Genomic DNA, 23,230 nt, shown 5'->3' on the forward strand with positions numbered 1-23,230 from the left:
AATTCATCAAAGCTGCTTGACTGAATGTTGCGTCGTATGTGACGATATCGTCAGTCAATGGAGGGAGCGGTCGATGGGCGACCAGCACGACCCGCACACCGGATTGCACAGCGAACGCGGCGCGGTGGCGGGCGAGCATCCGGGGCGGGCGCGCGATCCGATCGTCAAAGTGCACGATCTGGCATGGCTGGAGTTCGAGAAGCCGAACCTGGAGCGCGCCGAGGTCTTCGGGCACGCGTTCGGCTTCTCGACCTCGCTGCGCACGGCCGACGAGCTGTACTTACGCGGCGCGGATCCGGGGGCGCCGTGTGTGGTGATTCGCCGGGGCGTGCGCTCGCGGTTCGTCGGCCCCGCCTTTCGCGCGGCGGACACCGCCGACCTGCTCCGGTTGGCCCGGGCCGGAAGCAGCACGGTGGTGAACTTGCCCGAGAGCTTGGGCGGATCGACCGTAGATCTGACCGACCCGAGCGGATTGCGCGTGCGGGTGGTCGCCGATACCCACACCTTGCCCGTCCTCCCCGCACAGCCGCCGCACAGGCTCAACTTCGGGCACGAACTCGCCCGCGTGAACCGGACGCAGCGGCCGCCCCGCGTGCCGGCACGCGTGCAGCGGCTCGGGCATGTGGTGGTGCAGACCACCAGGTACCGCGAAACGCTGGATTGGTATCTGCGGCATCTGGGCCTGATAGTCAGCGACTTCCTCTACTACCCGGGCCAACGGGAGCGCGGCCCGGCGATGAGCTTCATCCGCTGCGATCGTGGCCGGACACCTGCCGACCACCACACATTGGCGTTGGCGCTCGGGCCGGCGAACCGATACGTGCATTCGGCCTATCAAGTCGCCGACCTGGACGCCATGGCCGCGGGCGGGGAGTACCTGCGCGATCACGGCTACTACCGGTCGTGGGGGATCGGCAGGCATATCCAGGGCAGCCAGATCTTCGACTACTGGCGCGATCCGGACGGGTTGCTGGTCGAGCATTTCAGCGACGGCGACATGTTCGACTGCACGGTGGAACCCGGCTGGGCGCCGTTCACCGCCTCCGGGCTGGCGCAGTGGGGGCCGCCGGCCAGCAAAGACTTCCTCGGCATGAAACCGGGCCGAGAATCCGTTCGCGAGCTGCGCGCGATGGTCGACGCGCTGCGCGAGGACAACGAATTCGATTTCCGTCGCCTGCGCGGCCTGTTGAAAGTAGCCAGCTCATGAGCATTTCCGTTCTCCGTACCTCCGACGCCTGGTGGGTGTCCACACCCGCGGGCGCCGCCAAGGTCGATACCGCCGCGACCACCACCGGGCAACTGCTGGCCGACCGGCAGGCGATTCGCGCGGCGTCCGCGAGCGCCGAGGTGGTGCCGGTCGAGAGCCTGTCGCTGGTCTCGCCGGTGACCGCGCCGTGCCGGGTGGTGGCGCAGATGACGAACTTCGCCTCGCACGTGCAGGATTCCGGCGGAGATCCGGCCACGGTGCCGCTGACGTTCTTCCGCAAGACATCCGGTTCGATCAGCGGCCCGCACGACGACGTCATTCGGCCGTCGCACGTGCGGTTGCTGGATTACGAAGTCGAGATCGGGCTGGTGTTCGGTCGGGAGATGCCGGTCGGCTCCGAGATCACCGAAGCGAACGTCGCCGACTACATAGCCGGGTTGGTCGTCACCAACGACATCTCCGCCCGCGACGTCCAGCTGCCGAAAACCCAGTTCTACGAGGCAAAGTCGTATCCGACGTTCACCCCGGTCGGGCCCGCGCTGGTGCTGCTGGAGGCAGACGAGCTGAAGCGGTTCACCGATCTGCGGCTGCGGTTGTGGGTCAACGGCGGGCTGCGGCAGGACATGACCGTCGCCGACATGATCTACCGGCCGCTGGAAACCCTGCGCGTGTTGACCGGTTTCCAGCGCATGGACGCGGGCGACCTGCTGCTCACCGGAACCCCTGTCGGCACGGCGATCAGTGCCCCGCCCAAACCGGTCGAGATCATCGGCTCGCTGCTGCCGCCTGCGACGAAGTGGAAGCTGTTCTTCAAACGCCAGGCGAAGAATATGAAGTACCTGCACGACGGCGATGTCATCGAGGCGACGGTGTCCACCGACGACGGCGCCATCGATCTGGGCCGCCAGCGCACCACGGTGAGGTACCGGTGACCGAGGACCTCCTGTGGCCCCGCTACGCGGAACCGGCCGACCTCCCCGAGATCGAATCCGTGCCACTGGCCGAGCGCGGCCTGCCGGAATCGACCTACGCCCTGCTGGTGCGAGCCGCGCGAGCACGGCCGGAGCGCACCGCGGTCACCGTGCTGCCGGAAGCGGCGCGGTGGCGGGAACCGTTGCGGCGCACCTTCGGCCAGCTGCTCGGCGATGTGCACAGATACGCGAACCTGCTGTATGAAATCGGCGTGCGCCGCACCGACGCGGTGGCCTTGATCGCGCCGAACTGCGCCGAGCTGATCCCGGCGACTCTCGCCGCGCAGCTCGCCGGAATCGCCGCACCGATCAACAGTGGACTGTCCCGGCGGCACATCGCCGAATTGCTCCAGCGCACCGGAGCCCGCGTGCTCGTCACCGCCGGACCCGAGTTATCCGCCGCCGCTTGGGGTACCGCGCGAGGCCTGGCCGCCGACGGCATGGTGGACGCGGTGCTCGCGCTGCGACCGACCGGCGCGGCCGACCCGGAGCCGCTGGAGCCCATCGACGGCGTGCGCGTCGGCTATCTCGACGAGCTGGCCGCGGCGCACGATGCGGTCGGCTTCGCCGGGGAGCCGCCGCTCGCGCAGGACCTCGCCGCGTTGTTCCACACCGGTGGCACCACGGGTGTGCCGAAGCTGGCGGCGCACACCCATGCCAACGAAGTCGTCAACGCGTGGATGATCGCCGCGGATTCCCTGCTCGGCGCCGACGCCGTGGTGTTCGCGGCCCTGCCGCTGTTCCACGTCAACGCGCTGGTCGTCACCCTGCTCGCGCCCTTGTTCAAGGGGCAGCCGGTGGTGTGGGCCGGACCGCTCGGCTATCGGGACCTCGCGCTCTACGGCGAGTTCTGGAAGATCGTCGAGCACTATCGGCTCGCCGCGATGAGCGCGGTGCCCACCGTCTACGCGGTGCTCGCGCAATGTCCGGTCGACGCCGATATCGGCAGTCTGCGCTACGCGATGGTGGGCGCGTCGCCGCTGCCGCCCGCGGTTCGGGAGAGCTTCCAGACGCACACCGGGATCACCCTGGTCGAGGGCTATGGGCTCACGGAGGCGACCTGTGCCAGCGCGCGCAGCTTCCCTGAGCTGCCCCGTCCGGCGGCGGTCGGCCAGCGTATGCCCTACCAGCGGGTGAAGGTGGTCCGAATCGATGCGGACGGCGCTCGGACGGAACTGCCCACCGGCGAGACCGGCGTGCTGACCATCGGCGGGCCCACGGTGTTCGCCGGCTACGTGACCGGCCGCGGCCGGCAAGGCCACGCACTCGACGGCATGGGCACACTGGTCGACGGCTGGCTCGACACCGGCGACCTCGCCCATATCGACGCGGACGGCTTCATCCATCTGCACGGCCGCGCGAAGGATCTGATCATCCGCGGCGGCCACAATATCGACCCGGCCATGATCGAGGACGCTCTGCTGGCCCACCCGCAAGTGACCGCGGCGGGCGCGGTCGGCCGCCCCGACGTTCATGCCGGGGAGGTTCCCGTCGCGTACGTCACCCTCGCGACCGGCGCCGACGTCGGGGAAACCGAATTGCTCGAATGGGCAGGCCGGCGGGTACCGGAGCGTGCCGCCGCGCCGAAGACGGTCACGGTGCTCGACGTGCTGCCGGTCACCGATGTGGGCAAGCCCTACAAGCTCGGGCTGCGCGCCGACGCCACGCGCCGCGAGCTCCTGGACGCACTCGGTGCGGCCACGGGGGTATGCGCCGTCGCGGCCACCGTCGAGGACGGAGCGATCCTCGCCTCTGTCGAACTCGACGAGACCGGTGATGAAAGCGCCGTCGCGGCGGTGCTGGGCCGGTACGCGATCGAGTGGAAGATAGAGGTGCGTCGATGAGCGTCGCATCTGTCGTGCTCGCCCTGGTCCTGGCGGTGTTCTTCGCGGCGCTCGGTGCGGCGAAGGTGCTGGCGGTGCCGTTTATGCGGGAACGGGCAGCGCACGTCGGCTATACCGTCACGGCCTACCGCGCGATCGGCTCCGCCGAGATCGCCGGTGCGCTCGGCCTGTTGCTCGGCATCGGTTGGTGGCCGCTCGGAGCCGCGGCGGGGATCGGCCTGGTGCTGTTGCTTGTCGGCGCCGTCGTCGTCCACGTGCGCGCGGGCGACGGAGTGCGGGCGTTCACTCCCGCGATCGTGAGCTGCTTGCTCACTGTCGCCTACGTCGTGACACAGTTCGGAGCCGCCCGATGAACGTTCCGGTCGTGATCGTCGGTGCCGGTCCGACCGGGCTCACCACGGCCGTCCTGCTCGCCCGATACGGTGTCGAGTCGCTCGTGCTGGAGCGCTGGGAAGGCATCTATCCGCAACCGCGCGCGGTGCATTTGGACGGCGAAATCCGCAGGCTGCTGGCAAGGTTGGGCGTGGGGGAGGAATTCGACGCCATCTCGAGGCCCGCCCTGGGGCTGCGGCTGCTCGACCGAAACCATCGGGTGCTGGCCGAATTCCGCCGCGATCCCGCGGGCGGCCGCAACGGGCACCCGGACGCGAACATGTTCGACCAGCCGGAGCTGGAGGGGATCCTGCGCACTGCCGTGCAGCGCCATCCGGAGGTGACGCTTCGCGGCGATGTCGAAGTCACCGCGGTGACCCAGGAGACCGGCTACATCCGGGTCGAGTTCACCGACCGGACCACCGGCGCGACGGAGTCGGTCCAGGCGCGATATGTGCTGGGCTGCGACGGCGCCAACAGCCTGGTTCGTGCCACCATCGGCGCCCGGATGCGTGACCTGAACTTCGAGCAACGGTGGCTGGTGGTGGACGTGGCGACAACGGCGGAAATCGGGGCGTGGGAGGGCGTACATCAGGTCTGCGATCCGGTCCGCGCCGCGACGTACATGCGCATCGGCACGACGCGGCACCGATGGGAGTTCCGGCTGCGCCCCGGTGAGGCCGCGGCGGACTACGACGGGATCGGCGGGCTCTACGAGCTGATCCGCCCTTGGACCGGCGACGTTCCGGCCGAAGAACTCGAGTTGCTCCGGGTAGCCGAATACACCTTCCGCGCTCAGCTCGCCGACCGCTGGCGAGCGGGCCGGGTCTTCCTGCTGGGCGACGCGGCCCATCTCACACCCCCCTTCATCGGTCAGGGCATGGGCGCCGGACTGCGCGACGCGGCCAACCTCACCTGGAAGCTTGCCGGAGTTCTCGCCGGAAGCTTGCCGGAGCGGGTCCTGGACTCCTACGAGACCGAACGAAAGCCGCACGCGCGGACCATGATTCGGCTTGCCAAGGTCACCGGAATGGCCATGACGGACGGCGGTGAACTGGGCGATCTCATCCGCCGACTCCTCGCTCCGCAGCTGCGCCGCCTGCCCAGTTTTCACGCCCTCGCGACCAGCGGCCGCACACCGCCGCTGTGCCGGTCCGAACTCGTCATGCGGCGGGTTCCGTGGCCCGGCCGCGCGGGCCATCTGGTTCCCAACGCGGTGCTGGACGACGGCCGTCGCTACGACGACGTCGTCGCGGGCCGGTACGCGATCGTCACCACGATCGAACCGACATCCGCGCAGCGCACCCGGATCCGCGATCACGGCGGAGCGCTGGTCGTCGTCGGCTCGGCGGACGAACTGGGCCGCTGGCTACGCCGGGGCGGTACCCGTGCCGCACTCGTGCGGCCCGACGGCGCCGTGCAGTCCACCGCCCGCGAGCTGTCGGCCCTGTGTGCGGCCATGCCGCGATTCCCCTCCGTTCGAGTGGTCGATTGAAGTGCATTTCATAACTGACGAAATGTTCATGCCGTGCTCATAAGCTATTGCCGGGATCCACCGGCGGCGGTGCCGAACCGGGGTGCGAGCTCGGCTTCTTCTGGGCCGGCTCCCAGCAGCGCAGTAGGGTGGAAACCATGAAAATTCTTCTCACCGCCGGTGTGGTGGTCCTGGTCCTGTTCGGAATCTCCAAGCTGCGCCAGCGCGGCGATGCGGACATGTGGCACGAGGTGACCACTCGCTGACCCACTGGGGCCTTAGCTCAATTGGCAGAGCACTGCCTTTGCAAGGCAGGGGTTAGGGGTTCGATTCCTCTAGGCTCCACGAATACGTCGTTCCGGGCTTGTTCCGTGCGTTCGTGACCGGCTTCCGGCCGCTAGCCGTCGGGCACCGGGGGAGTACCCCCGAGTGCCCGGTGAACTTCCCGGAGTGAGTCGGCTGCGTCTCCGTCGTCGTCCATCATCCAGCCGCCGACGACGGCTTCCGTGGGTGTTTCCGACCGGGGGGGTGGTCGTCTTCCGCCTCTGGCGATGCCGTCACCGTGACGCGAGAGGCATCGTGACGTGAGATGGGTGCCTGCCGGTCGGCGCCTCGGCGGGTGGATGGATTTCTCGGTCGGGAACCGGATGTTTTGTGTCCAATTGGACACAGAGCACAAGCGGCACAGCCGCGACAGAGCGTGCTAATCGGACGATATTCGCTCGGCCTGTGCCAGACTGGCCCAGCACAGTAATGCACTCCTCACCCTGGGAGGACCGTCTATGACGAATTCTGTTGCGCCACTCGAATTGCCCGAACCCCTGGTCATCACGCTGGGGAATCTGAAGGGCGGTGTCGGCAAAACGACATCGGCGTTCTTCTTGGCGAGTTACTTCGCTTCGGTTCACGAACTGCGGGTGCTGGTGATCGACGCCGACCCGCTCAGCCAGACGGGATACTCCTGGCACCGGCGGCTGGTCAAAGGGGGCGTCGAAGTGCCGTTCGAGCTGGTTGCGTTCCCTTCTCGACACGTCAACGACTGCATCACCGACAATGCCGCTGATTTCGACGTCATCATCGTGGACGCCGGGGGCGAGTCCGCCGAGATCTTCAAAGCCGCTATTCCCGAGAGCGATGAACTCCTGCTGTTGACGAGCGTGAGCCCGTCCGAAGTCAAACGTGTGCCGAGCACCTTCAAAGCCGCAGAGGAGGCAGCGGCCGGGAGCAACCGAGAAATCCGGGTGCGAGTGCTGATGACCAAAGTTCCGGTGATCATGAAGAAAGGCGTGAACGTCTCGACCGAATACCGGGCGCAGCGGGGGCACCTGGAAAGCGCGGGATACGACGTGTTCAATTCCTATCTGAGCGCGTGGAAATGGTATCGCGAGGCGGCCGACGGGGAGGTCGGCGAGGGCGCCGAGAACCCGATCGAGGATCTGGGCGAGTACCGGAAGGTGGGCGACGAGCTGGTGAACTCCTACCGCGTCCTCATGGAGGTGTCGGCCTGATGCCTCCGCAACGCAGGAAAGGTTCGATCGGCGGCGCGAATCCGCTATCCGACGGCGCCGAGCACACGCCACCGGTCTCGCCGCTGCGCGATGCCGAATGGCGGCGGCCGAAAGCTGCTGTGAGCCCGAATGTTCTGACCATGCCGGTGCCGGACGCGGGTGACGGTCCACTGAGCGATCGGGAACGGGTCCAACTGACGGCGTGCGAGTCGTCGATCGACACGCTGCGCATCGCATTCTGGGCGGCCGGGCGTGCTCTGCAGATCGTGCGGGACGGCCGGCTGTACCGCGACAGCCACGAGACCTTCGACGAGTACGTGGAACAGCGGTGGGACATGCAGAGGTCGTACGCGCACAAGCTCATTCGCGCTTGGCCGCTGGCTGCCCGGCTGCATCCGGTGGCGCCCGCGATCAATGAAGGCCAGGTTCGTGAATTGTTGCCCATCGCAGCCGAATACGGCGAGGACGCGGCGGTCACCGTCTACACCACGATCGCCGCGGGCGCCGACGTGAAGGTGACCGCGGGAAAGCTCCGGCAAGCGATCGCGCTGCTTCCCGAACGCTATGACGAGGACGTGGTGGTCGAGCGCCTCCAGGCGTGGCTACGCGGTGAACTGCCGGAGGACCCGAACGATCGTGCGGCGGATATCTTCAGCACCATGGAATCCCGGCTCGCGGCGCTGACCAGGCGCGTCGTCAAGGGATCGAGCGACGATCCGCGCGCGGCCCGTGAATTCGCCGCGCGGCTGCGGACGATCGCGAAACAGATCGAGGAGCAGATCACCGCATGAAGTTCCCCGACGCGCGGACGCCGGCGGCGTTAGCTAATTGCGAATTGATAATTCGGAAAGCTGTAGCGAAACGAGTTATGGTTTTGTTACGAAATATGCGCGTGTTGGGCTTTACGTGATGTGTTCTATGCCGAAAGGTGAACGCTCGGATCGGATCCGCTGGACTGACGAAGCACCGTGATGGTTTTCGAATCAATTCGAGGTCTTTGGTGAAGTCCGTCGCGCCGGGAATTGCGGCGACGTACGGGCCCCCCGCCGAAGAACGACGATATGAACATCGGAGGACCGCATCATGGCATCATCGACCGACGTCCGATATATCCGCTACCTGCGAAGTGCCGTTTTCTGGGCACTCACCGCCGGAGCGGCCGCCCTCATGGGCATGTTGTTCAGCGCCGCGGAGGCATCGGCACAGCCGGTGACCATCCCCGGCGTGGGAACATTCGAGATTTCCGACGAGATTTCATTGCCCGGCCCACCGGAAGAACTGTTCCGGCACAACGCGATACTCCCGGTCACCGACGCTCCGGTGACGCCCGCGATCTACGAAATCGAGAACACCGCCGCCGCTCCGCTTCCGCAAATCGAAATAGCGCCTGCCACGCTCGGCCCGGCGATCGAGTCCCCGGTTTCGGTGGTCGTCCCCGTGATCGAGGTACCGCTGCCGACGATGGTTCCGGCGATCGAGATCCCGCTGCTGGGCGCGCTTCCGGAAATCGAGCTTCCCTTCCTCTCGGACCTTCCGCAGATCATGCCCCGGGCGCCCACCCCGCCCGCCACGGTGATCCCGCAGAAGACCGCAGGCGAAATGGCAGTCGACGCGGCACGAACCAAACTCGGCGCCGACTACAACTACGGCGCGGTCGGCCCCGACTCCTTCGATTGCTCGGGCCTGGTGCAGTGGTCATACGATCAGGCCGGCGTAGAACTCCCGCGCACCAGCTACGACCAGCTCGCCACCGGAACACCGATACCGCTCGACGATCTGCAGCCGGGCGACATGGTCTCGTACTACGGCGGAAGCCACTCCGCCCTCTACGCCGGCGACGGCAAAGTCATCCACGCATCGACCTATGGCATCGGGGTGACCACCTCCCCGCTCTCCTCGATGCCGGTGACCGGTGCCCGCCGATTCTGACTTCCTCGAACTCCTCGACAGCCACCACAGTCGCGAGCACCGGCAGACGCGTGGCAGCGGTTTCACTGAGTGAGGGGACCGTGCCGGTCCAGATGCAGGTAGGTGAATCCGGTGACGAGCAGGCACACGACGGTCGCGGTGATCAGCATGGCCCAGCCGGCGACCAGCAGGCTCAGCAGACCGCCGAGCAGTGCTCCGAGCGCGAAACTCGCATAGAGCAAGAAGTATCCGAGCCAGTCCGCGTAGTCGCCGCCGCTGATATGACGTTCGATGCCCTGCCCCATCTTGACCAGGGTTCCCGTGACATAACTGAGCGGCACCGACACCTCACCGTTCTGCACGAACGACGTATTGAGCGCCCCGACGCCGAAGGCGACGAACATGATCGGCAGCAGCCCGATCGGCTCGGTGGTCGTCTGGTACTCCAGGATATCGATGACGCAAGCGAGCGCCAGGCAGACGGTGGTGAGCAGGGTGGGTCCATGCGGGTGCCCGGACCAGTAGCGCCTGCGGCACCACGAGGCCACGACCACACCGGAGAGGAACGACATCAGCAATCCGGCGGCCGCCAACGCCATGTCCGGCTCGTCGTGGAAATACCCGAGGACGGCGCGTTCGGTATTGCCCGTCATGAAGGTGACGAAATAGCCAGCCGTATGCATGAACGCCGCCGCGCCGATCAGCCCGGCGAGCGCGGCCAGCACCCAGGACAGTCTGGCCTCGCTGTCGAAAAGCGCCTCTTTGCGACTTTCTTCCAGCTCCGGCACGGGTCGAACTCCTTCCGGTAAGGGCGGCACCCCAGTGAAGCAGGCTTCTCAACGGAATCCGCCAACGCAGCGCCGGTGGTTGCCGATCGATCGCCATCGCGCGGCGGCGGCAGTTGGTTCCTGCGCGGTAACCGAGTAATTCGGAAGTGCCGTCTTCCGCTGGTCCACGACGGTGACGCAAGATCCTGTCGGTTACGAAAAGTAACTGACCAAGAAGGGATCCCGATCGTGAACGCAGGAAAGAAGGCCGTGGTGACCGGCGGCACGCACGGCATGGGGCTGGCCATCGTGGAGGCGCTGCTCGACGAGGGGGTGCAGGTCGTGCTCACCGGCCGCAACGAGCACACTTCGATCGTCTTCACCACCGTCGCCAACGACGTCGTATTCCCTGGACTCAGCGCGTATTCCGGATCGAAGGAAGCGCTGCGGGCGATCGCCCAGGTGCCGGCGGCCGAGTTGCTGCCGCGCCGGATCAGGGTGAACTCGGTGGCGCCCGGGTTCATCGAGACGACGACGATGGGCGTGGTCGGGCTGACCGAACAGCAGCGGGCCGAATTCCTGGAACAGGGTGAGCGCAGTACGCCGTTGCGGCGCAACGGAACTGTGCACGAGGTCGCGAAGGCCGCACTGTTCCTTGCCTTCGACGCAACGTTCACCACGGGCGTCGAGCTTCCGGTCGACGGTGGTTGGGCGCAGGGGCTCGGGGCGGCCGGGGCGGAAGCCGAGGCGGCGGCATGACCCAGCAGGTGACGGCGTTCGCGGAGATCGAGGCGGAGTTCGACGCCTACGTCGGGCGGATCGTCTACTCGACCATGGTGACGGTGGACAAGCGGAACCGGCCGCGCACCAGGGTGCTGATCCCGATCTGGGAAAAGATGGACGGCCGCCCGCTCGGTTGGCTGGGCACCTACCGGACGCCGGTCAAAGCAGCGCACATCGCGAACAACCCGCATGTCAATTTCTCCTACTGGGCGCAGGGCACCAACAACTCGGTCGCGGTCGACGCGACCGCGGAGTGGGTCGACACCCCCGAGATCCGGCAGCGGGTGTGGGAGTTGTACCGCAAGACGAGTCCGCGTGGCGCCGGCTACGACCTCGGGCAGTTCTGGCGGTCGCCGCAGGATCCCCAGCTGCAGATCCTGCGATTGGAGCCGTGGCGCGTCCAGGTGATCCGGGGCATGGATCTGCGCAGCCGGATCTGGCAGGCGCCCTCCGCGTAGGGGCGGGCGCTCGGCCGAGGCCGCCCCGGTCGGTCGCCGCTCGGTTACCGTGCTGAGGTGGATACTGTGCTCGATTTCCTGGTGACCGAGCCGGTGGCGACGGCGCCGCTCGATGATGTCGCCGCGGCGTGGACGCGACACCGCGTGGCCGCGAATCGATTCGACCAGCCGGTGGAGGTGGCGATCGCGGGCGGTTTCGGCGCCGATCGGCTCGGGTACGCCTTCCTGTCCGGTTATCAGGAGGCGTTGCGCACGTTGATTCCGGACCTGCCGGAGGACGAGCTGGTCGCGATGTGCGCGACCGAGGAGGGCGGCGGTCACCCCGCCGCGATCCGCGCCACACTCACCGAACGGGACGGCGTCTGGGTGGTCAACGGGACGAAATCGTTCGTGACCATGGGTTCTTTCGCGCGGCGGCTGGTGGTGATCGCCAGCGTCGGCACATCGTCCGACGAGCGGAATATGCTGCGCGCCTGCATGATCGAGGCTCGTGCTGCCGGGGTGCGCCGGACCGACCACCCCGCACTGCCGTTCGCGCCCGAGGTTGCGCACTCTTCGGTCGTGCTGACCGACGTGCCCGCGCGTGTGCTTCCCGGCGACGGGTATCTGGACTACCTCAAGCCTTTCCGCACGATCGAGGACATCCACGTGCTCGCCGCCACTTTGGGCTGGCTGGTGCGGGTGGCCCGAGCGTCGGACTGGCCGCAGGCGAGCAGGCAGCGGCTGCTGACCCTGGTGGCCGCCGTACGCGGCCTCGACATCGATGCGCCGAGTTCCCCCGGTGTCCACATAGCACTCGGCGGCCTCTTCGAATCGTTCGGTGATCTGCTGGCCGGACTCGAGCCGCTGTGGCAGACAGCGGACCTGGTGACCCGGCAGCGGTGGGAGCGCGACCGGCCGTTGCTCGCGACCGCCGGGCGTGTGCGCGGCCAACGGCTGGCCGCCGCGTGGCGTGCGGTCGAACCGTCCGAACCAGCCGGAACAGGGGTCTGACCTGGCCCGGAAATGGGGAGCGGGCCTCGGCGAAGGGGGGGAGTTAGCCGAGGCCCGCGTAGGGTCGGCCCGGGGGGGAGGGGCCGACGTGAACGATGCTACTCGATGATGTGCGATCGTGTGTGCGTGGGGACTACCACTTTCCAAGTTTTTTCGGGCGGGATTACTTTCCGGATCGCTGGTAGCCGACACCATCGGTGGAGTGGGCGCCCGCGCCGATCCTGACCGTTGGCCCGATATTTGCCAAAATCCCTGGCGAGCAAGCTGTTCCGTGCTGCCATGTCGATGTGACCTGCTACGGCGCCGAGGGCTGCGAACCATGCCGACCGGTCGCCGTACGACAAATCCCCTGCAGGCTTCGGGCGTGTCGACCGCCTCTGAACGGTTTGCCGCGTGTCGCGATTCGAGCACCGCATCGGAACTTGTCGTACGCCGATGCGAACATACGTTCGTGTCCACTATCTCGACAGTTCGGGCGGAACGCACCACCTCTGCGCACCGTCGTGCGCTCGAGCTTCCGCTGTCCGAGTACGGGTCTCACGCGATTCGGGTAGTCCGCTACGCACGCTTCGAGGCCTGGGCACGCGGGATCATCGAACCGGTCGCATTCCGATCCGGTACCCCCGAGCACTACTGGATCGGAATGCGGCCTTCTCGCGTGATGCGATTTCCCCGGTCGTTGCCGGCCCACCGGAACAAATCGGATGAATTTGTCGGCGGCCGGGACAATACTGACCCGGTATCGGCCGGTCACCCGATTCAGCGAATTGATCGGCGCCCGGGACTCCTGGCGTCACACGCCGACCACAGAGAACATCAACCTCAGGAGAATCATGCCCGACGCAATAGTCGCCGAGGGTCTGGTCAAAAGATATGGCCAGCTGGTGGCCCTCGACGGACTCGACCTGCGGGTCCCGGAAGGAACCGTCACCGCCCTGCTCGGACCCAACGGCGCAGGTAAGACCACCACCGTCCGGGTGTTCACCACCCTGCTGGTGCCGGATGCCGGACACGCGACGGTCGCGGGAATCGACGTGCTGCGCGATCCGCAGGCGTTGCGCTCGCACATCGGTGCGTCGGGACAGTACGCCGCGGTCGACGAATACCTCACCGGTTTCGAGAATTTGGAAATGGTGGGACGTCTTTATCACATGGGCGTGCAGCGCAGTAAGGAACGCGCGCGCGAATTGCTCGAACGATTCCGGCTCACCGAAGCCGCGGACCGGCCGGTCAAGGGCTACTCCGGCGGCATGCGGCGTCGCCTCGACCTGGCCGGCGCTCTGGTCGCGAATCCACCCGTCCTGTTTCTCGACGAGCCGACCACCGGACTGGATCCCCGTGCGCGCTTGGACCTTTGGGACGTCATCGAGGAACTCGTCGCGGGCGGGACCACGTTGTTGCTCACCACCCAGTACATGGAGGAGGCCGACCGGCTCGCCGACTCCATCGCGGTGATCGACCACGGCAAGGTGATCGCCAAGGGCACCGCGGACGAACTCAAGACCATGGTCGGCGGCGACCGCATCGAGCTGACCGTGGACCGCGCGGACAATCTCGGCACGGCCGAGGCCGCACTGAAGAGCCTGGCCGACGGCGAGATCCATCTCGAGCCGGGATTGCGCCGGATCATCGTCCCGGTCGCCGACGGATCACAGGCGCTGGTCGAGGCGGTCGGACGGCTGGCCGAGCACAACGTGCAGATCCACGACGTCGGCCTGCGGCGCCCGTCGCTGGACGACGTCTTCCTCACCCTCACCGGTCATGAAGCGGTGACGTCGGCCGACGGCCACAAGGCGAACGACAAGCTGGAAGCTACGGAAGGAACGATCCGATGACCGCGACGGCCCCGTCTCTGGCACGGCCCTCGCTGGGCGAGCGACTGTCCATCGTGGTCAGCGACAGCGTGACCATCGCGAAACGCAACGTCATCAAGATCAAGCGGGTGCCCGATGTCCTGATCTTCTCCACGCTCTCGCCGATCATGTTCGTGCTGTTGTTCGCCTACGTCTTCGGCGCGGCCATCGACGTGCCCGGTCTGTCCGGCGGCTATCGCGAGTTCCTCATCGCGGGCATCTTCGCGCAGACCGTGGTGTTCGGCGCGACCTTCACCGGCGCGGGCCTGGCCGAGGATATGCAGAAGGGCATCATCGACCGGTTCCGCTCGCTGCCGATGGCCTCGTCGGCGGTGCTGGTGGGCCGCACGATCAGCGACGTGGTGATCAATGTGGTGAGCCTGACGGTCATGTCGGTGACCGGTCTGGTAGTCGGCTGGCGGATCCGCGGATCGTTCCTGGACGCGGTGCTGGCCTACATCCTGCTGCTGCTGTTCGCCTACGCGGTGTCCTGGATCATGGCCGTGGTCGGTCTGCTGGTGCGGACGCCCGAGGTGTTCAACAACGCCAGCTTCATGGTGATCTTCCCGCTCACCTTCATCGCCAACACGTTCGTCCCCAGTGAAAAGCTGCCCCCCGTGCTGCGCGTGATCGCGGAATGGAACCCGGTGTCGGCACTCACCCAGGCGACCCGTGATCTGTTCGGTAACACCAACCCGCTCGCACCACCGCCGCAAGCCTGGTCGCTGCAGCATCCCGTCATCACCTCCCTGGTCTGGGTGGTGGTGATCCTGGTGGTGTTCGTGCCGCTGGCTCTGCGTCAGTACAAGAAGACCGTCAGTCGCTGATCTCCGACGCCCGGGTCAGTGATCGTGCTCCGCGCCGGCTTCCGCCAAAGAGGTCGGCGCGGAGCCATTGCGGGAGTATCCGATGCGCGGTGGCGCCGGGGCGGGTTCGGGCTGCTGAGGCCTGCGGGTGCGGATCAAATAAGCCACGCCACCGGCCAGCGCGACGGCGGCCGCGACGATGAGCCGGTTACGTGAACGCGAAGAGACATGCAGGCGCCCCGAGGTCATGGGAACCACTCTATGCACAGCCCGGCGATTCGCGCAGGAGTCCCAGCTCACAGTGCGGTCCGGCCCAGTTCCGCGGCCGAGCCGCCGACCGTGGCACGATGGGCGGCGTGACCTCACCGAATCAGACATCCGTGGCAACGCTGCACACGAATCACGGCGATATCAAGCTCTCGCTCTTCGGTAACCACGCGCCCAAGACGGTCCGCAATTTCCTAGGTCTCGCCGACGGTTCGGCGCCGTACACCACCGCGAACGCCAGCGGCGGCAGTAGCGGCCCGTTCTATGACGGTGCCCTGTTCCATCGCGTGATGGCCGGCTTCATGATTCAGGGTGGCGACCCCACCGGCACCGGTCGTGGCGGCCCCGGCTACGAATTCGGCGACGAGTTCCACCCGGAGCTGCGCTTCGACCGGGGTTACCTGCTGGCGATGGCCAACGCGGGGCCGGGCACCAACGGCTCACAGTTCTTCATCACCGTCGGCCGCCAGCCGCACCTCAACCGGAAGCACACGATTTTCGGTGAAGTCGTGGACCCGGATTCCCGGAAGGTCGTCGACACGATCGCGACCACCAAGACCGATCGCAACGACCGGCCTCTGGAGCCCGTTGTCATCACCAAGATCACGATCGAATGAGACTATGAATCCCCAGCCGCCCGCACCTACGTGCGTCCGCCATCCGAATCGCCCGACCGGCCTGGCCTGCACGCGGTGCGGGCGGCCGTCCTGTGCGGAGTGTCTGCGTCCCGCTGCCGTCGGCCAGCACTGTGTCGACTGTCTGCGTTCGGATCAGCGCAGCGTCGCGCCGGTGCGGACGGTTTCGGGCGCAGCGACGGCCCGGACGGCCGCACCCTATGTGACCTATGCGCTGATCGCGATCAACTTGATGATCTACGCGATCACCGCGGCACAGGCGAAGAGTCTGATGGACAACCAGCGTGGCTCCGCGCTGTTCCTGGACTGGGTGCTGTGGGCACCGGCCGTCGCGCACGGCGAATGGTGGCGAGTGCTCGGCTCCGGGTTCCTGCACTACGGTCCGATCCATCTGCTGCTCAACATGTTCGCCCTGTACGTGGTGGGCCGGGATGCCGAACTGGTGCTCGGGCGGTTGCGCTATCTCGCCGTCTACCTGGTGTCGCTGCTCGGCGGATCGGCCGGGGTCATGCTGTTCGCACAGGACAGTCTCACGGCGGGTGCGTCCGGCGCGGTGTACGGCATGTTCGGTGCGATCACGGTCATTCTCATCCGGTTGCGGCAGAACCCGAATCAGATGCTCATCCTCATCGGCATCAATGTCTTCATCAGTTTCTCGCTGCCCGGCATCTCGCTCTGGGGGCATCTCGGTGGTCTGGCCGCGGGCACGCTCGCGACGCTCGGCATCCTGTTCCTGCCGGTCTGGCTGCGGGTGAAGACTCCGGAGGCGGCACGGGCGGTCGGCTGGGTGTCCGTGGCGGTGCTCGCGATCGCGGCGCTGGCGTTGGTGTCGGTGGGGGCTATCACTTCCACTGCCTGACACCGGTATTCGCTTCACGTGAAACATTCGCGTCCGGGTGTGCCGACGACCCGGGCGCGGGTCAGCGAGTCTTGTCCTCGGTGAGCCGGAGCGCTTCGACCAGGTCGTGGTACACCATCTCCGGGTTGACGCCCAGATCCCAGCGGCCGAAGATCAGCAGCCGCTCCGCGCCGTCGCGCTCGACGTCGAGTTCCAGCATGGGCATCTTGCGCCCGAGGCGCCGGTAGCTCACCACGCGGGCACGGACGATCTGATCGGGTGTGTATTCGTCCGCCCCGGTCAGCGTGCGCACCACCAAGCGGGGTCGCGCACCGGACACGACGGACAGCCGCGGGCGTTGCCGGAATCCGAGCCCGGCCAGGGCGAGCAGGCCGACGGCTGCCAGCCCGACGAGCAGGCGGCTGGCCGCCTCGGTGGTGACGAGCGCGGCGATGGCCAGCGCGATGCCACCCACCGTGACGGCGACGAGCGCGGCTGTCGGCGTGGTCCAGGCGTGGCTCGGCTCAGCGTGCTCCCGTGGGCCGGGGACCGCGGGCTCCGGACTCACAGCACTTCCCCATCGCTCCTCGAGTTGTCCACAGGCTCATCCACAGGTGTGCATGAATGACACGTCTGTAATCCGTGTCGACGTCGCCACGCTCAGCGCCAGCGCATCGTCATGATCAGGCCCACCACCATCAGGCCGAAGCCGATCAGGAAGTTCCAGGCGTTCAGGTCGTTCATCCAGCTGATCTGCTCGGCCGCCAAGTAGTAGACGAGCAGCCAGACCAGCCCGGCGAGCATGAACCCGAGCATGATGGCGACGTACCAGACCGGAGACGGCCCAGCCTTCACCTTCACCGGGGTCCGGCTGGCGGGGTTGATCGTATAGTCGGTCTTCTTACGGACCTTCGACTTGGGCATGACGTCCTCGTATTCGGCGGCAGGTCGTGGTCTCTAGGCTATCCCAACAGGTAATGGATGCGACGCGGTGCCGTGACGGGACGTAATCTCGATGCCATGCGTGTTCTGGTCGTCGACAATTACGACAGCTTCGTCTTCAACCTGGTGCAGTACCTCGGTCAGCTGGGTGTCGAGGCCGTCGTCTGGCGCAACGACGATCCGAACCTGGCCGACGTGGGCGCGGTCGTGCGCGACTTCGACGGCATCCTGATCAGCCCAGGTCCCGGTACCCCGGACCGGGCGGGCGCCAGCATCCCGTTGGTGCGCGCCTGTGCCGAGCAAGATGTTCCGCTGCTCGGCGTGTGCCTCGGCCACCAGGCGATCGGCGAGGCGTTCGGCGCTACCGTCACCAGGGCTCCCGAGTTGTTGCACGGGAAGACGAGCGAGGTCTTCCATATCGGCGCAGGCGTGCTGGCCGGTCTGCCCGACCCGTTCATCGCCACGCGATATCACTCGCTCACCGTGGTCGAGGACACCTTGCCGGAGGAGATCGAGGTACTCGGACGCACCGAGAGCGGGATCGTGATGGCTATGCGTCATCGCACGCTGCCCATCCACGGCGTGCAGTTCCATCCGGAATCGGTGCTGACCCAGGGTGGGCACCGGATGCTGGCGAACTGGCTCGGCGTGTGCGGGAAACGTCCGGCCGAGGGCTTGGTGCAGACGCTGGAGGCGGAGGTCGCCGCGCTGGTGCTGCAGTGACCCGTCCGCATGTGCTGCTGTCGGTGGCGATGAGCATCGACGGGTACATCGATGACGCGAGCCCCGAGCGGCTGCGTCTGTCGGATGCGGCGGACTTCGATCGGGTCGACCAGGTCCGCGCGGACTCCGACGCCATCCTGGTCGGAGCGCAGACCTTGCGCAGTGACAATCCGCGGCTGCTCGTCGACAGCGCCGATCGCAGGGCGACTCGCGTCGCGGCGGGCAAGCCGGCGTATCCGCTGAAGGTGACGGTTTCGGCGAGCGGCGATCTGGATCCCGAGCTGCGTTTCTGGCATCACGGCGGCGACAAGCTCGTCTACACCACGGAGGCAGGCGCGGCGAAACTCGCCACCCGGCTGGCCGGGCTGGCCGATGTGGTGGATCTCGGCGCCGAACTCGACTTCGCCGCGCTGCTGGACGATTTGGGCAGGCGAGGTGTCGACCGCCTCATGGTGGAGGGAGGCACCCGCATCCACACCGCGTTTCTCGCTGCCGATCTGGCCGACGAACTGCACCTTGCGGTCGCCCCCATCCTGGTCGGCGACGTCGCGGCCCCTCGCTTTCTCGACCCGGCCGACTTTCCGGGCGCGCCTCATCGCAGAATGCGGCTCACCGGCGTGACGCAGGTCGGTGACGTCGCTGTGTTGCGCTATCTACCGAAGGCGGACGACCTGCACTGACGCCGGTGCCATACGTCGACTATCGGCGTATGCGCCACGGCGCGAAGGGTGAGCGAACCGCGGACGACCGTCGGCCGTCCGCGGCCGAACTCGCGTGGCATTCCGGCCCGGCCGCTGTGCACCGACCGGTCCGGCCTGCCGAGCGGGAGCCACCTGAGTGACGGCGCGTCGAAGTGTTCGTGTGGACGCGGAGATGTGGTCGGTGCACTACCTCCGCGCCGGCCCTGGATTCAGGGGCGTCCGTAGACGGCGGTCACGAACTCGCCGAGCTGGTTGTCGTCCAGGTGCCGGGCCAGGTCCGCCTCGCTGATCATGCCGACCAGCCGTTTGTTCTCGATCACCGGCATGCGCTTGACCCGGTTGCTTTCCATCTCGTCGAGAACTTCCTCGATGTCGGCGTTGGCGTCGACCCACCGCGGCGTCGCTTCGCACAGTTCGGAGACCTTGCAGGCCGATGTGTTCTTGCCCTGTGCGATGCACTTCACGACGATGTCGCGGTCGGTGACGATGCCACACATCCGCTCGTTCTCGTCCGAGACGATCAAAGACCCGACGTTGAGTTCGGCCATGGTTCGTGCGGCCTGCTCGATCGTCGTGTCCTTGGGGATCCACTGAACGCCGGGTTTCATGATGTCCCTGGCAGTGGTCATGAGCTACCTCCTCGTGCTCAGCTGCGCTGATTGGGATGGAGCAGCATCATTCTCCCGCAATTCACACCGGATGGTCTTGTTTTCTCGATACCGGCGACGGGGCCGGTCACGGCGGGCCCAGCACCCCCACACCGACCAGGATGGCGCTGTTCTTCTGGATCGAACTGCCCGCGGACGGTTGCTGGCTGAGGATGCGGCCGACATTGCCCGCGTCGAAGGTGCCCTGCGGCGACTGGCTGATCTGGCTGGTGCTACCGGTCCACCCTTCCGCGCGCAGCTTCTCCACCGCCTGCGAAACGGTGAGACCGACCAGCGACGGCATCTTCAGATCACCCGCGGACACCTGGATGGTGACCGTGGAGCCTTTCTCCGCGTTGCTGCCGCCCGCCGGACTGGAAGCGACCACTTCACCCTTGGGCTTGGCGGACTGCACCTCTTGGACGACCACCTTGAAGCCGTTGCCCTCCACGTTGGGCTGCGCCACGTCGATCATCTGGCCGACGACGTAAGGAACGCGGACCGCCTCCGGGCCGGTGCCGATCGTGACGACGACTTCCCAGTCGACGTCGACCTTCGAACCAGGTGACGGGTTCTGCTCGATCACCTGGTCCGTCTCGGCGGTGCTCGACGGTTTGCGCTCGACGTTCGGATTGATCCGCAGACCCTTGGAGTTCAACACCTGCTCGGCTTGCTCCTGGGTCAGTCCCGTGAGCTTCGGCACCTGGACCTGCGCGGGCCCGGAGGACACCTGGACGGTGACCGTACTGCCCTCGTCGATCCGTGAGCCGCCGAGGGGCTGGGTCGCGATCACGTTGCCCGTGGCGACCTTGCTGTCGGGCTTCTGCTGGATCGCCACCGTGAAGCCGAGCTTCTGCAACGCGTCCTGCGCCTGCTGCGAGGACTTGTTGGACAGGTCGGGAACGGCGACCTGGTCCGGCCGGCTTCCCGGCCCGAGCAGCACCCAGAACAGCGCGAACACCACGGCGACGGCCGCGACGGCGCCGAGCGCGATGTAGGCGGTCCGGCGCCCGGCGTTCGGTTCGGCCGGATCCTGCTCGGCGGTGTCGTCGTCGCGCTCGACGGTGCGGTAGACGCGGGGCGCGGGGTCGTCCGCGCCCATGATGGTGGTGCGGTCCTCGTCGGTCATCACCATCGGTGCGATGGGCTTCTGCCCGCCGAGCACCCGGATCAGGTCCGCGCGCATCTCGGCGGCGGTCTGGTACCGGTTGGCCGGGTTCTTGCTCATCGCCTTGAGCACCACCGAGTCCAGCTCGCGCGGTACCCCGGCGTGCACGTGGGAGGGCAGCCGCGGGTCTTCCCGGACGTGCTGGTAGGCGACGGCGACCGGCGAGTCACCCGTGAAAGGCGGCTCGCCGGTGAGGATTTCGAACAGCACACAGCCGACGGAGTAGACGTCCGAGCGGGCGTCCACCGTCTCGCCGCGCGCCTGTTCCGGGGAGAGGTACTGCGCGGTGCCGATCACCGCCGCGGTCTGCGTCATCGGGTTGGAGCTGTCGGCGATCGCGCGCGCGATGCCGAAGTCCATCACCTTCACCGCGCCCGCCCGGTTGATCATGATGTTCGCGGGCTTCATATCGCGGTGCACGATCCCGGCCTTGTGGCTGAAATCCAAAGCGGCGCAGACGTCCGCGACGACCTCCATCGCGCGGCGCGGCGGCAGCGGTCCCTTGCCGCGCACGATGTCGCGCAGCGTGTCGCCGTCCACGTACTCCATCACGATGTACGGCAGCGGGCCGCCGTCCACCTCGGCCTCGCCGGTGTCGTAGACCGCGACGATGGCCGGATGGTTGAGCGCGGCGGCGTTCTGCGCTTCGCGCTTGAACCGGAGGTAGAAGGTGGGGTCACGGGCCAGGTCCGCCCGCAGCACTTTGATCGCCACGTCCCGGCTCAGCCGGATATCGCGCGCTTTGTGCACCTCGGACATACCGCCGAACCCGATGATCTCGCCAAGCTCGTAGCGAGACGAGAGATTCTTCGGGGTCGTCATGGCAATCCTTGCGAAGAAGTAGCGGGTCCGCTGCGGGTGGCCGAAGGCCCACGGGCACCGGGAATCTCCGGGAACGGTAGGTCGAGGGTCGGAACGCGCGGCCGGGTGGTGGTGCTGGGCGCGGTGGTCGTCGGCTTCGTCGTGCTCGGTGCCGTGGTGCTGGGCGGCGGGGTGGTCGTCGTCGGCTCCGGTGTCGTGGTCTTCGGCTCGGTAGTGGGCGGTTCGTAGGTCTCGGTGTCCACCGGCGGAGGTGCGGGCTTGGGGGTGGTGGTGCTGGCCACCGGCGGGGCGGGCTTGGGGTTCGGCGCGATCGTCGTGGTGGGCGACGGCGTCGAATCCGGATTGGTGTCCCCGCCGAACAGCAGGAAGATCGTGAGCGCGCCGAGCAGTACGGAACCGATGCCGAGACCCGCCAACCATTTCTGTGTCGAGGTGAACCGCTTGCCGTCGCCCGGCGGCTGATCGCCCGCCGCGCCACGGCTCAGCATGGTGGCCGGAGCGGCGACCGTGCCCGCGCGATTCGCCGCGCCCACCGACCCTGCCGCGGGCGTCGAGTAGCGCACCGTCGCACCGTCGAAGTCGCTCGGCGTGGAGGGAATCACGGCGGTCGGGCCGGGCGGGAGCACCCGCGTGGCGCCGGTCAGGGGCGCGGCGGGGTGGGCGCCGCTCGGCGACGGCGGACGACGACCCGCGCGCACGGCGGCGACCGCGTCGGCGAACTCGCCACCGCTGGAGTAGCGGCGCGCGGGGTCCTTCTCCATCGTGATCTCGATCAGTTCGCGCACGTTGCCGGGAAGATCGGCCGGCATCGGGGGCGGAGTCTCGCGAACGTGCTTCATCGCGACGGTGATCGCGCCGTCGCCGGTGAACGGCCGCTGTCCGGCCAGCACCTCGTAACCGACCACCGCCAGCGAGTAGACGTCGCTGGCCGCGGTGGCGTCCTCGCCGACCGCCTGTTCCGGGGCGATGTACTGGGCGGTGCCCATCACCATGCCGGTCTTGGTCACCGGGGAGGCGTCCACCGCTTTGGCGATGCCGAAGTCGGTGATCTTCACCTGGCCGGTCGGCGTGACCAGGATGTTGCCCGGTTTCACGTCGCGGTGCACGACGCCCGCGCGGTGCGCCACCTCCAGCGCGCGCCCGGTCTGCTCGAGCAGGTCGAGGCCTTGCGCCACCGACAGCCTGCCGAGCCGGTTGAGCACGGTGTTCAGCGGCTCGCCCTGCACGAACTCCATGACCAGGTAGGCGATTTCGCTGCCCTGCGGGTCGATGGTCTCGCCGTAGTCGTAGATCCCGGCGATACCGGGGTGATTCAGCTGGGCGGTGGTCTTCGCCTCGGTGCGGAATCGATGCCGGAACGTCGGGTCGGCCGAGAACTCCGACTTCAGCACCTTGACCGCGACCCTGCGGTCGAGCCGGGTGTCCAACGCTTCCCAGACCTGGCCCATGCCGCCGGTCGCGATCAACCGCTGCAGCCGGTACCGGTCGGCGATCATCGCACCGTTGTTCAGCATCGAGGTCCCCGTACCTTCACTCGCACATC

24 protein-coding genes and 1 tRNA gene are annotated in these 23,230 nt (G+C 67.2%); 18 read left to right on the top strand and 7 right to left on the bottom strand.

Annotation, left to right across the window (positions count from 1 at the left end; genetic code table 11):
• Positions 1 to 73 precede the first annotated feature (73 nt).
• The 9 genes from ON19_RS00140 to ON19_RS00185 all read left to right on the top strand — a co-directional run bounded on the left by ON19_RS00140 (position 74) and on the right by ON19_RS00185 (position 9,305).
• Positions 74 to 1,207, top strand: a complete 1,134-nt coding sequence (locus ON19_RS00140) for a VOC family protein (protein ID WP_043684396.1) — start codon at positions 74 to 76, stop codon at positions 1,205 to 1,207.
• On the top strand, positions 1,204 to 2,139 hold the full coding sequence (locus tag ON19_RS00145; RefSeq protein WP_043684399.1) for a fumarylacetoacetate hydrolase family protein: 936 nt from the start codon (positions 1,204 to 1,206) through the stop codon (positions 2,137 to 2,139). The genes ON19_RS00140 and ON19_RS00145 overlap by 4 nt, the downstream gene beginning before the upstream one ends.
• Positions 2,136 to 4,022 (top strand): acyl-CoA synthetase, encoded by a 1,887-nt coding sequence (locus ON19_RS00150; RefSeq protein ID WP_043684402.1) that lies wholly within the window; start codon positions 2,136 to 2,138, stop codon positions 4,020 to 4,022. Before ON19_RS00145 ends, ON19_RS00150 begins: the two co-directional genes overlap by 4 nt.
• Positions 4,019 to 4,375: a DoxX family protein gene (locus ON19_RS00155; RefSeq protein ID WP_043684406.1), complete on the top strand. Its 357-nt coding sequence runs from the start codon at positions 4,019 to 4,021 to the stop codon at positions 4,373 to 4,375. Before ON19_RS00150 ends, ON19_RS00155 begins: the two co-directional genes overlap by 4 nt.
• Positions 4,372 to 5,889 (top strand): bifunctional 3-(3-hydroxy-phenyl)propionate/3-hydroxycinnamic acid hydroxylase MhpA, encoded by a 1,518-nt coding sequence (gene mhpA / locus ON19_RS00160; RefSeq protein ID WP_043684409.1) that lies wholly within the window; start codon positions 4,372 to 4,374, stop codon positions 5,887 to 5,889. The genes ON19_RS00155 and mhpA overlap by 4 nt, the downstream gene beginning before the upstream one ends.
• Before the next feature lie 251 nt (positions 5,890 to 6,140).
• Positions 6,141 to 6,213, top strand: a tRNA-Ala gene (locus ON19_RS00170).
• A gap of 437 nt (positions 6,214 to 6,650) precedes the next feature.
• Positions 6,651 to 7,376 carry a ParA family protein gene (locus ON19_RS38585; protein ID WP_086006574.1) on the top strand — a complete coding sequence of 242 codons (726 nt, stop codon included), beginning with the start codon at positions 6,651 to 6,653 and terminating at the stop codon, positions 7,374 to 7,376.
• The gene (locus ON19_RS38590) at positions 7,376 to 8,167 is read left to right on the top strand and encodes a hypothetical protein (protein ID WP_051168379.1); all 792 of its coding nucleotides are present in this window, start codon (positions 7,376 to 7,378) and stop codon (positions 8,165 to 8,167) included. Before ON19_RS38585 ends, ON19_RS38590 begins: the two co-directional genes overlap by 1 nt.
• 616 nt (positions 8,168 to 8,783) lie before the next feature.
• Positions 8,784 to 9,305 (top strand): C40 family peptidase, encoded by a 522-nt coding sequence (locus ON19_RS00185; protein WP_438803606.1) that lies wholly within the window; start codon positions 8,784 to 8,786, stop codon positions 9,303 to 9,305.
• 62 nt (positions 9,306 to 9,367) lie between these two features.
• Here ON19_RS00185 and ON19_RS00190 read toward each other — a convergent pair whose 3' ends face one another.
• Complete coding sequence (locus ON19_RS00190) at positions 9,368 to 10,072, bottom strand: YoaK family protein (protein WP_083899052.1); 705 nt, start codon at positions 10,070 to 10,072, stop codon at positions 9,368 to 9,370.
• Positions 10,073 to 10,300: 228 nt separating this feature from the next.
• On the opposite strand from ON19_RS00190, the gene ON19_RS00195 reads away from it, so the two are divergent.
• From ON19_RS00195 to ON19_RS00215, 5 genes are all read left to right on the top strand, one after another.
• Complete coding sequence (locus ON19_RS00195; protein WP_218006357.1) at positions 10,301 to 10,810, top strand: SDR family NAD(P)-dependent oxidoreductase; 510 nt, start codon at positions 10,301 to 10,303, stop codon at positions 10,808 to 10,810.
• Positions 10,807 to 11,292, top strand: coding sequence for a pyridoxamine 5'-phosphate oxidase family protein (locus ON19_RS00200; RefSeq protein ID WP_043684417.1), 486 nt, complete (start codon positions 10,807 to 10,809; stop codon positions 11,290 to 11,292). Before ON19_RS00195 ends, ON19_RS00200 begins: the two co-directional genes overlap by 4 nt.
• 57 nt (positions 11,293 to 11,349) lie before the next feature.
• Entirely contained in the window at positions 11,350 to 12,285 is a 936-nt protein-coding gene (locus ON19_RS00205) for an acyl-CoA dehydrogenase family protein (protein ID WP_043684419.1), read from the top strand.
• A gap of 833 nt (positions 12,286 to 13,118) precedes the next feature.
• Positions 13,119 to 14,120 carry a daunorubicin resistance protein DrrA family ABC transporter ATP-binding protein gene (locus ON19_RS00210; protein WP_043684575.1) on the top strand — a complete coding sequence of 334 codons (1,002 nt, stop codon included), beginning with the start codon at positions 13,119 to 13,121 and terminating at the stop codon, positions 14,118 to 14,120.
• The gene (locus ON19_RS00215) at positions 14,117 to 14,965 is read left to right on the top strand and encodes an ABC transporter permease (protein WP_051168380.1); all 849 of its coding nucleotides are present in this window, start codon (positions 14,117 to 14,119) and stop codon (positions 14,963 to 14,965) included. Before ON19_RS00210 ends, ON19_RS00215 begins: the two co-directional genes overlap by 4 nt.
• Before the next feature lie 15 nt (positions 14,966 to 14,980).
• Here ON19_RS00215 and ON19_RS00220 read toward each other — a convergent pair whose 3' ends face one another.
• Positions 14,981 to 15,193: a hypothetical protein gene (locus ON19_RS00220; protein ID WP_043684422.1), complete on the bottom strand. Its 213-nt coding sequence runs from the start codon at positions 15,191 to 15,193 to the stop codon at positions 14,981 to 14,983.
• Between the two features lie 107 nt (positions 15,194 to 15,300).
• Here ON19_RS00220 and ON19_RS00225 point away from each other — a divergent pair, with 107 nt between their 5' ends.
• Positions 15,301 to 15,828, top strand: a complete 528-nt coding sequence (locus tag ON19_RS00225; RefSeq protein WP_043684581.1) for a peptidylprolyl isomerase — start codon at positions 15,301 to 15,303, stop codon at positions 15,826 to 15,828.
• A 4-nt stretch (positions 15,829 to 15,832) separates the two neighbouring features.
• Complete coding sequence (locus tag ON19_RS00230) at positions 15,833 to 16,705, top strand: rhomboid family intramembrane serine protease (protein WP_043684425.1); 873 nt, start codon at positions 15,833 to 15,835, stop codon at positions 16,703 to 16,705.
• Between the two features lie 61 nt (positions 16,706 to 16,766).
• Here the strand turns inward: ON19_RS00230 and ON19_RS00235 are convergent, their stop codons facing one another.
• Complete coding sequence (locus ON19_RS00235) at positions 16,767 to 17,252, bottom strand: PH domain-containing protein (protein WP_051168381.1); 486 nt, start codon at positions 17,250 to 17,252, stop codon at positions 16,767 to 16,769.
• A gap of 92 nt (positions 17,253 to 17,344) precedes the next feature.
• On the bottom strand, positions 17,345 to 17,608 hold the full coding sequence (crgA, locus tag ON19_RS00240; protein WP_040871406.1) for a cell division protein CrgA: 264 nt from the start codon (positions 17,606 to 17,608) through the stop codon (positions 17,345 to 17,347).
• Between the two features lie 96 nt (positions 17,609 to 17,704).
• Here crgA and ON19_RS00245 point away from each other — a divergent pair, with 96 nt between their 5' ends.
• Both ON19_RS00245 and ON19_RS00250 read left to right on the top strand, forming a co-directional pair.
• On the top strand, positions 17,705 to 18,349 hold the full coding sequence (locus ON19_RS00245; protein WP_043684427.1) for an aminodeoxychorismate/anthranilate synthase component II: 645 nt from the start codon (positions 17,705 to 17,707) through the stop codon (positions 18,347 to 18,349).
• Positions 18,346 to 19,029, top strand: a complete 684-nt coding sequence (locus tag ON19_RS00250) for a RibD family protein (protein WP_043684429.1) — start codon at positions 18,346 to 18,348, stop codon at positions 19,027 to 19,029. Before ON19_RS00245 ends, ON19_RS00250 begins: the two co-directional genes overlap by 4 nt.
• A gap of 230 nt (positions 19,030 to 19,259) precedes the next feature.
• On the opposite strand, the gene ON19_RS00255 is transcribed toward ON19_RS00250, so the two are convergent.
• The 3 genes from ON19_RS00255 to ON19_RS00265 all read right to left on the bottom strand — a co-directional run bounded on the left by ON19_RS00255 (position 19,260) and on the right by ON19_RS00265 (position 23,201).
• Entirely contained in the window at positions 19,260 to 19,679 is a 420-nt protein-coding gene (locus ON19_RS00255; RefSeq protein ID WP_043684432.1) for a CBS domain-containing protein, read from the bottom strand.
• 106 nt (positions 19,680 to 19,785) lie between these two features.
• Positions 19,786 to 21,687, bottom strand: a complete 1,902-nt coding sequence (gene pknB / locus ON19_RS00260; RefSeq protein WP_043684435.1) for a Stk1 family PASTA domain-containing Ser/Thr kinase — start codon at positions 21,685 to 21,687, stop codon at positions 19,786 to 19,788.
• Positions 21,684 to 23,201, bottom strand: coding sequence for a protein kinase domain-containing protein (locus ON19_RS00265; RefSeq protein ID WP_043684438.1), 1,518 nt, complete (start codon positions 23,199 to 23,201; stop codon positions 21,684 to 21,686). Before ON19_RS00265 ends, pknB begins: the two co-directional genes overlap by 4 nt.
• Positions 23,202 to 23,230 lie beyond the last annotated feature (29 nt).

Origin of the sequence: Nocardia abscessus NBRC 100374, from assembly GCF_000308455.1 — a bacterium.
In the GTDB taxonomy this organism is placed as follows: Bacteria; Actinomycetota; Actinomycetes; order Mycobacteriales; family Mycobacteriaceae; genus Nocardia; species Nocardia abscessus.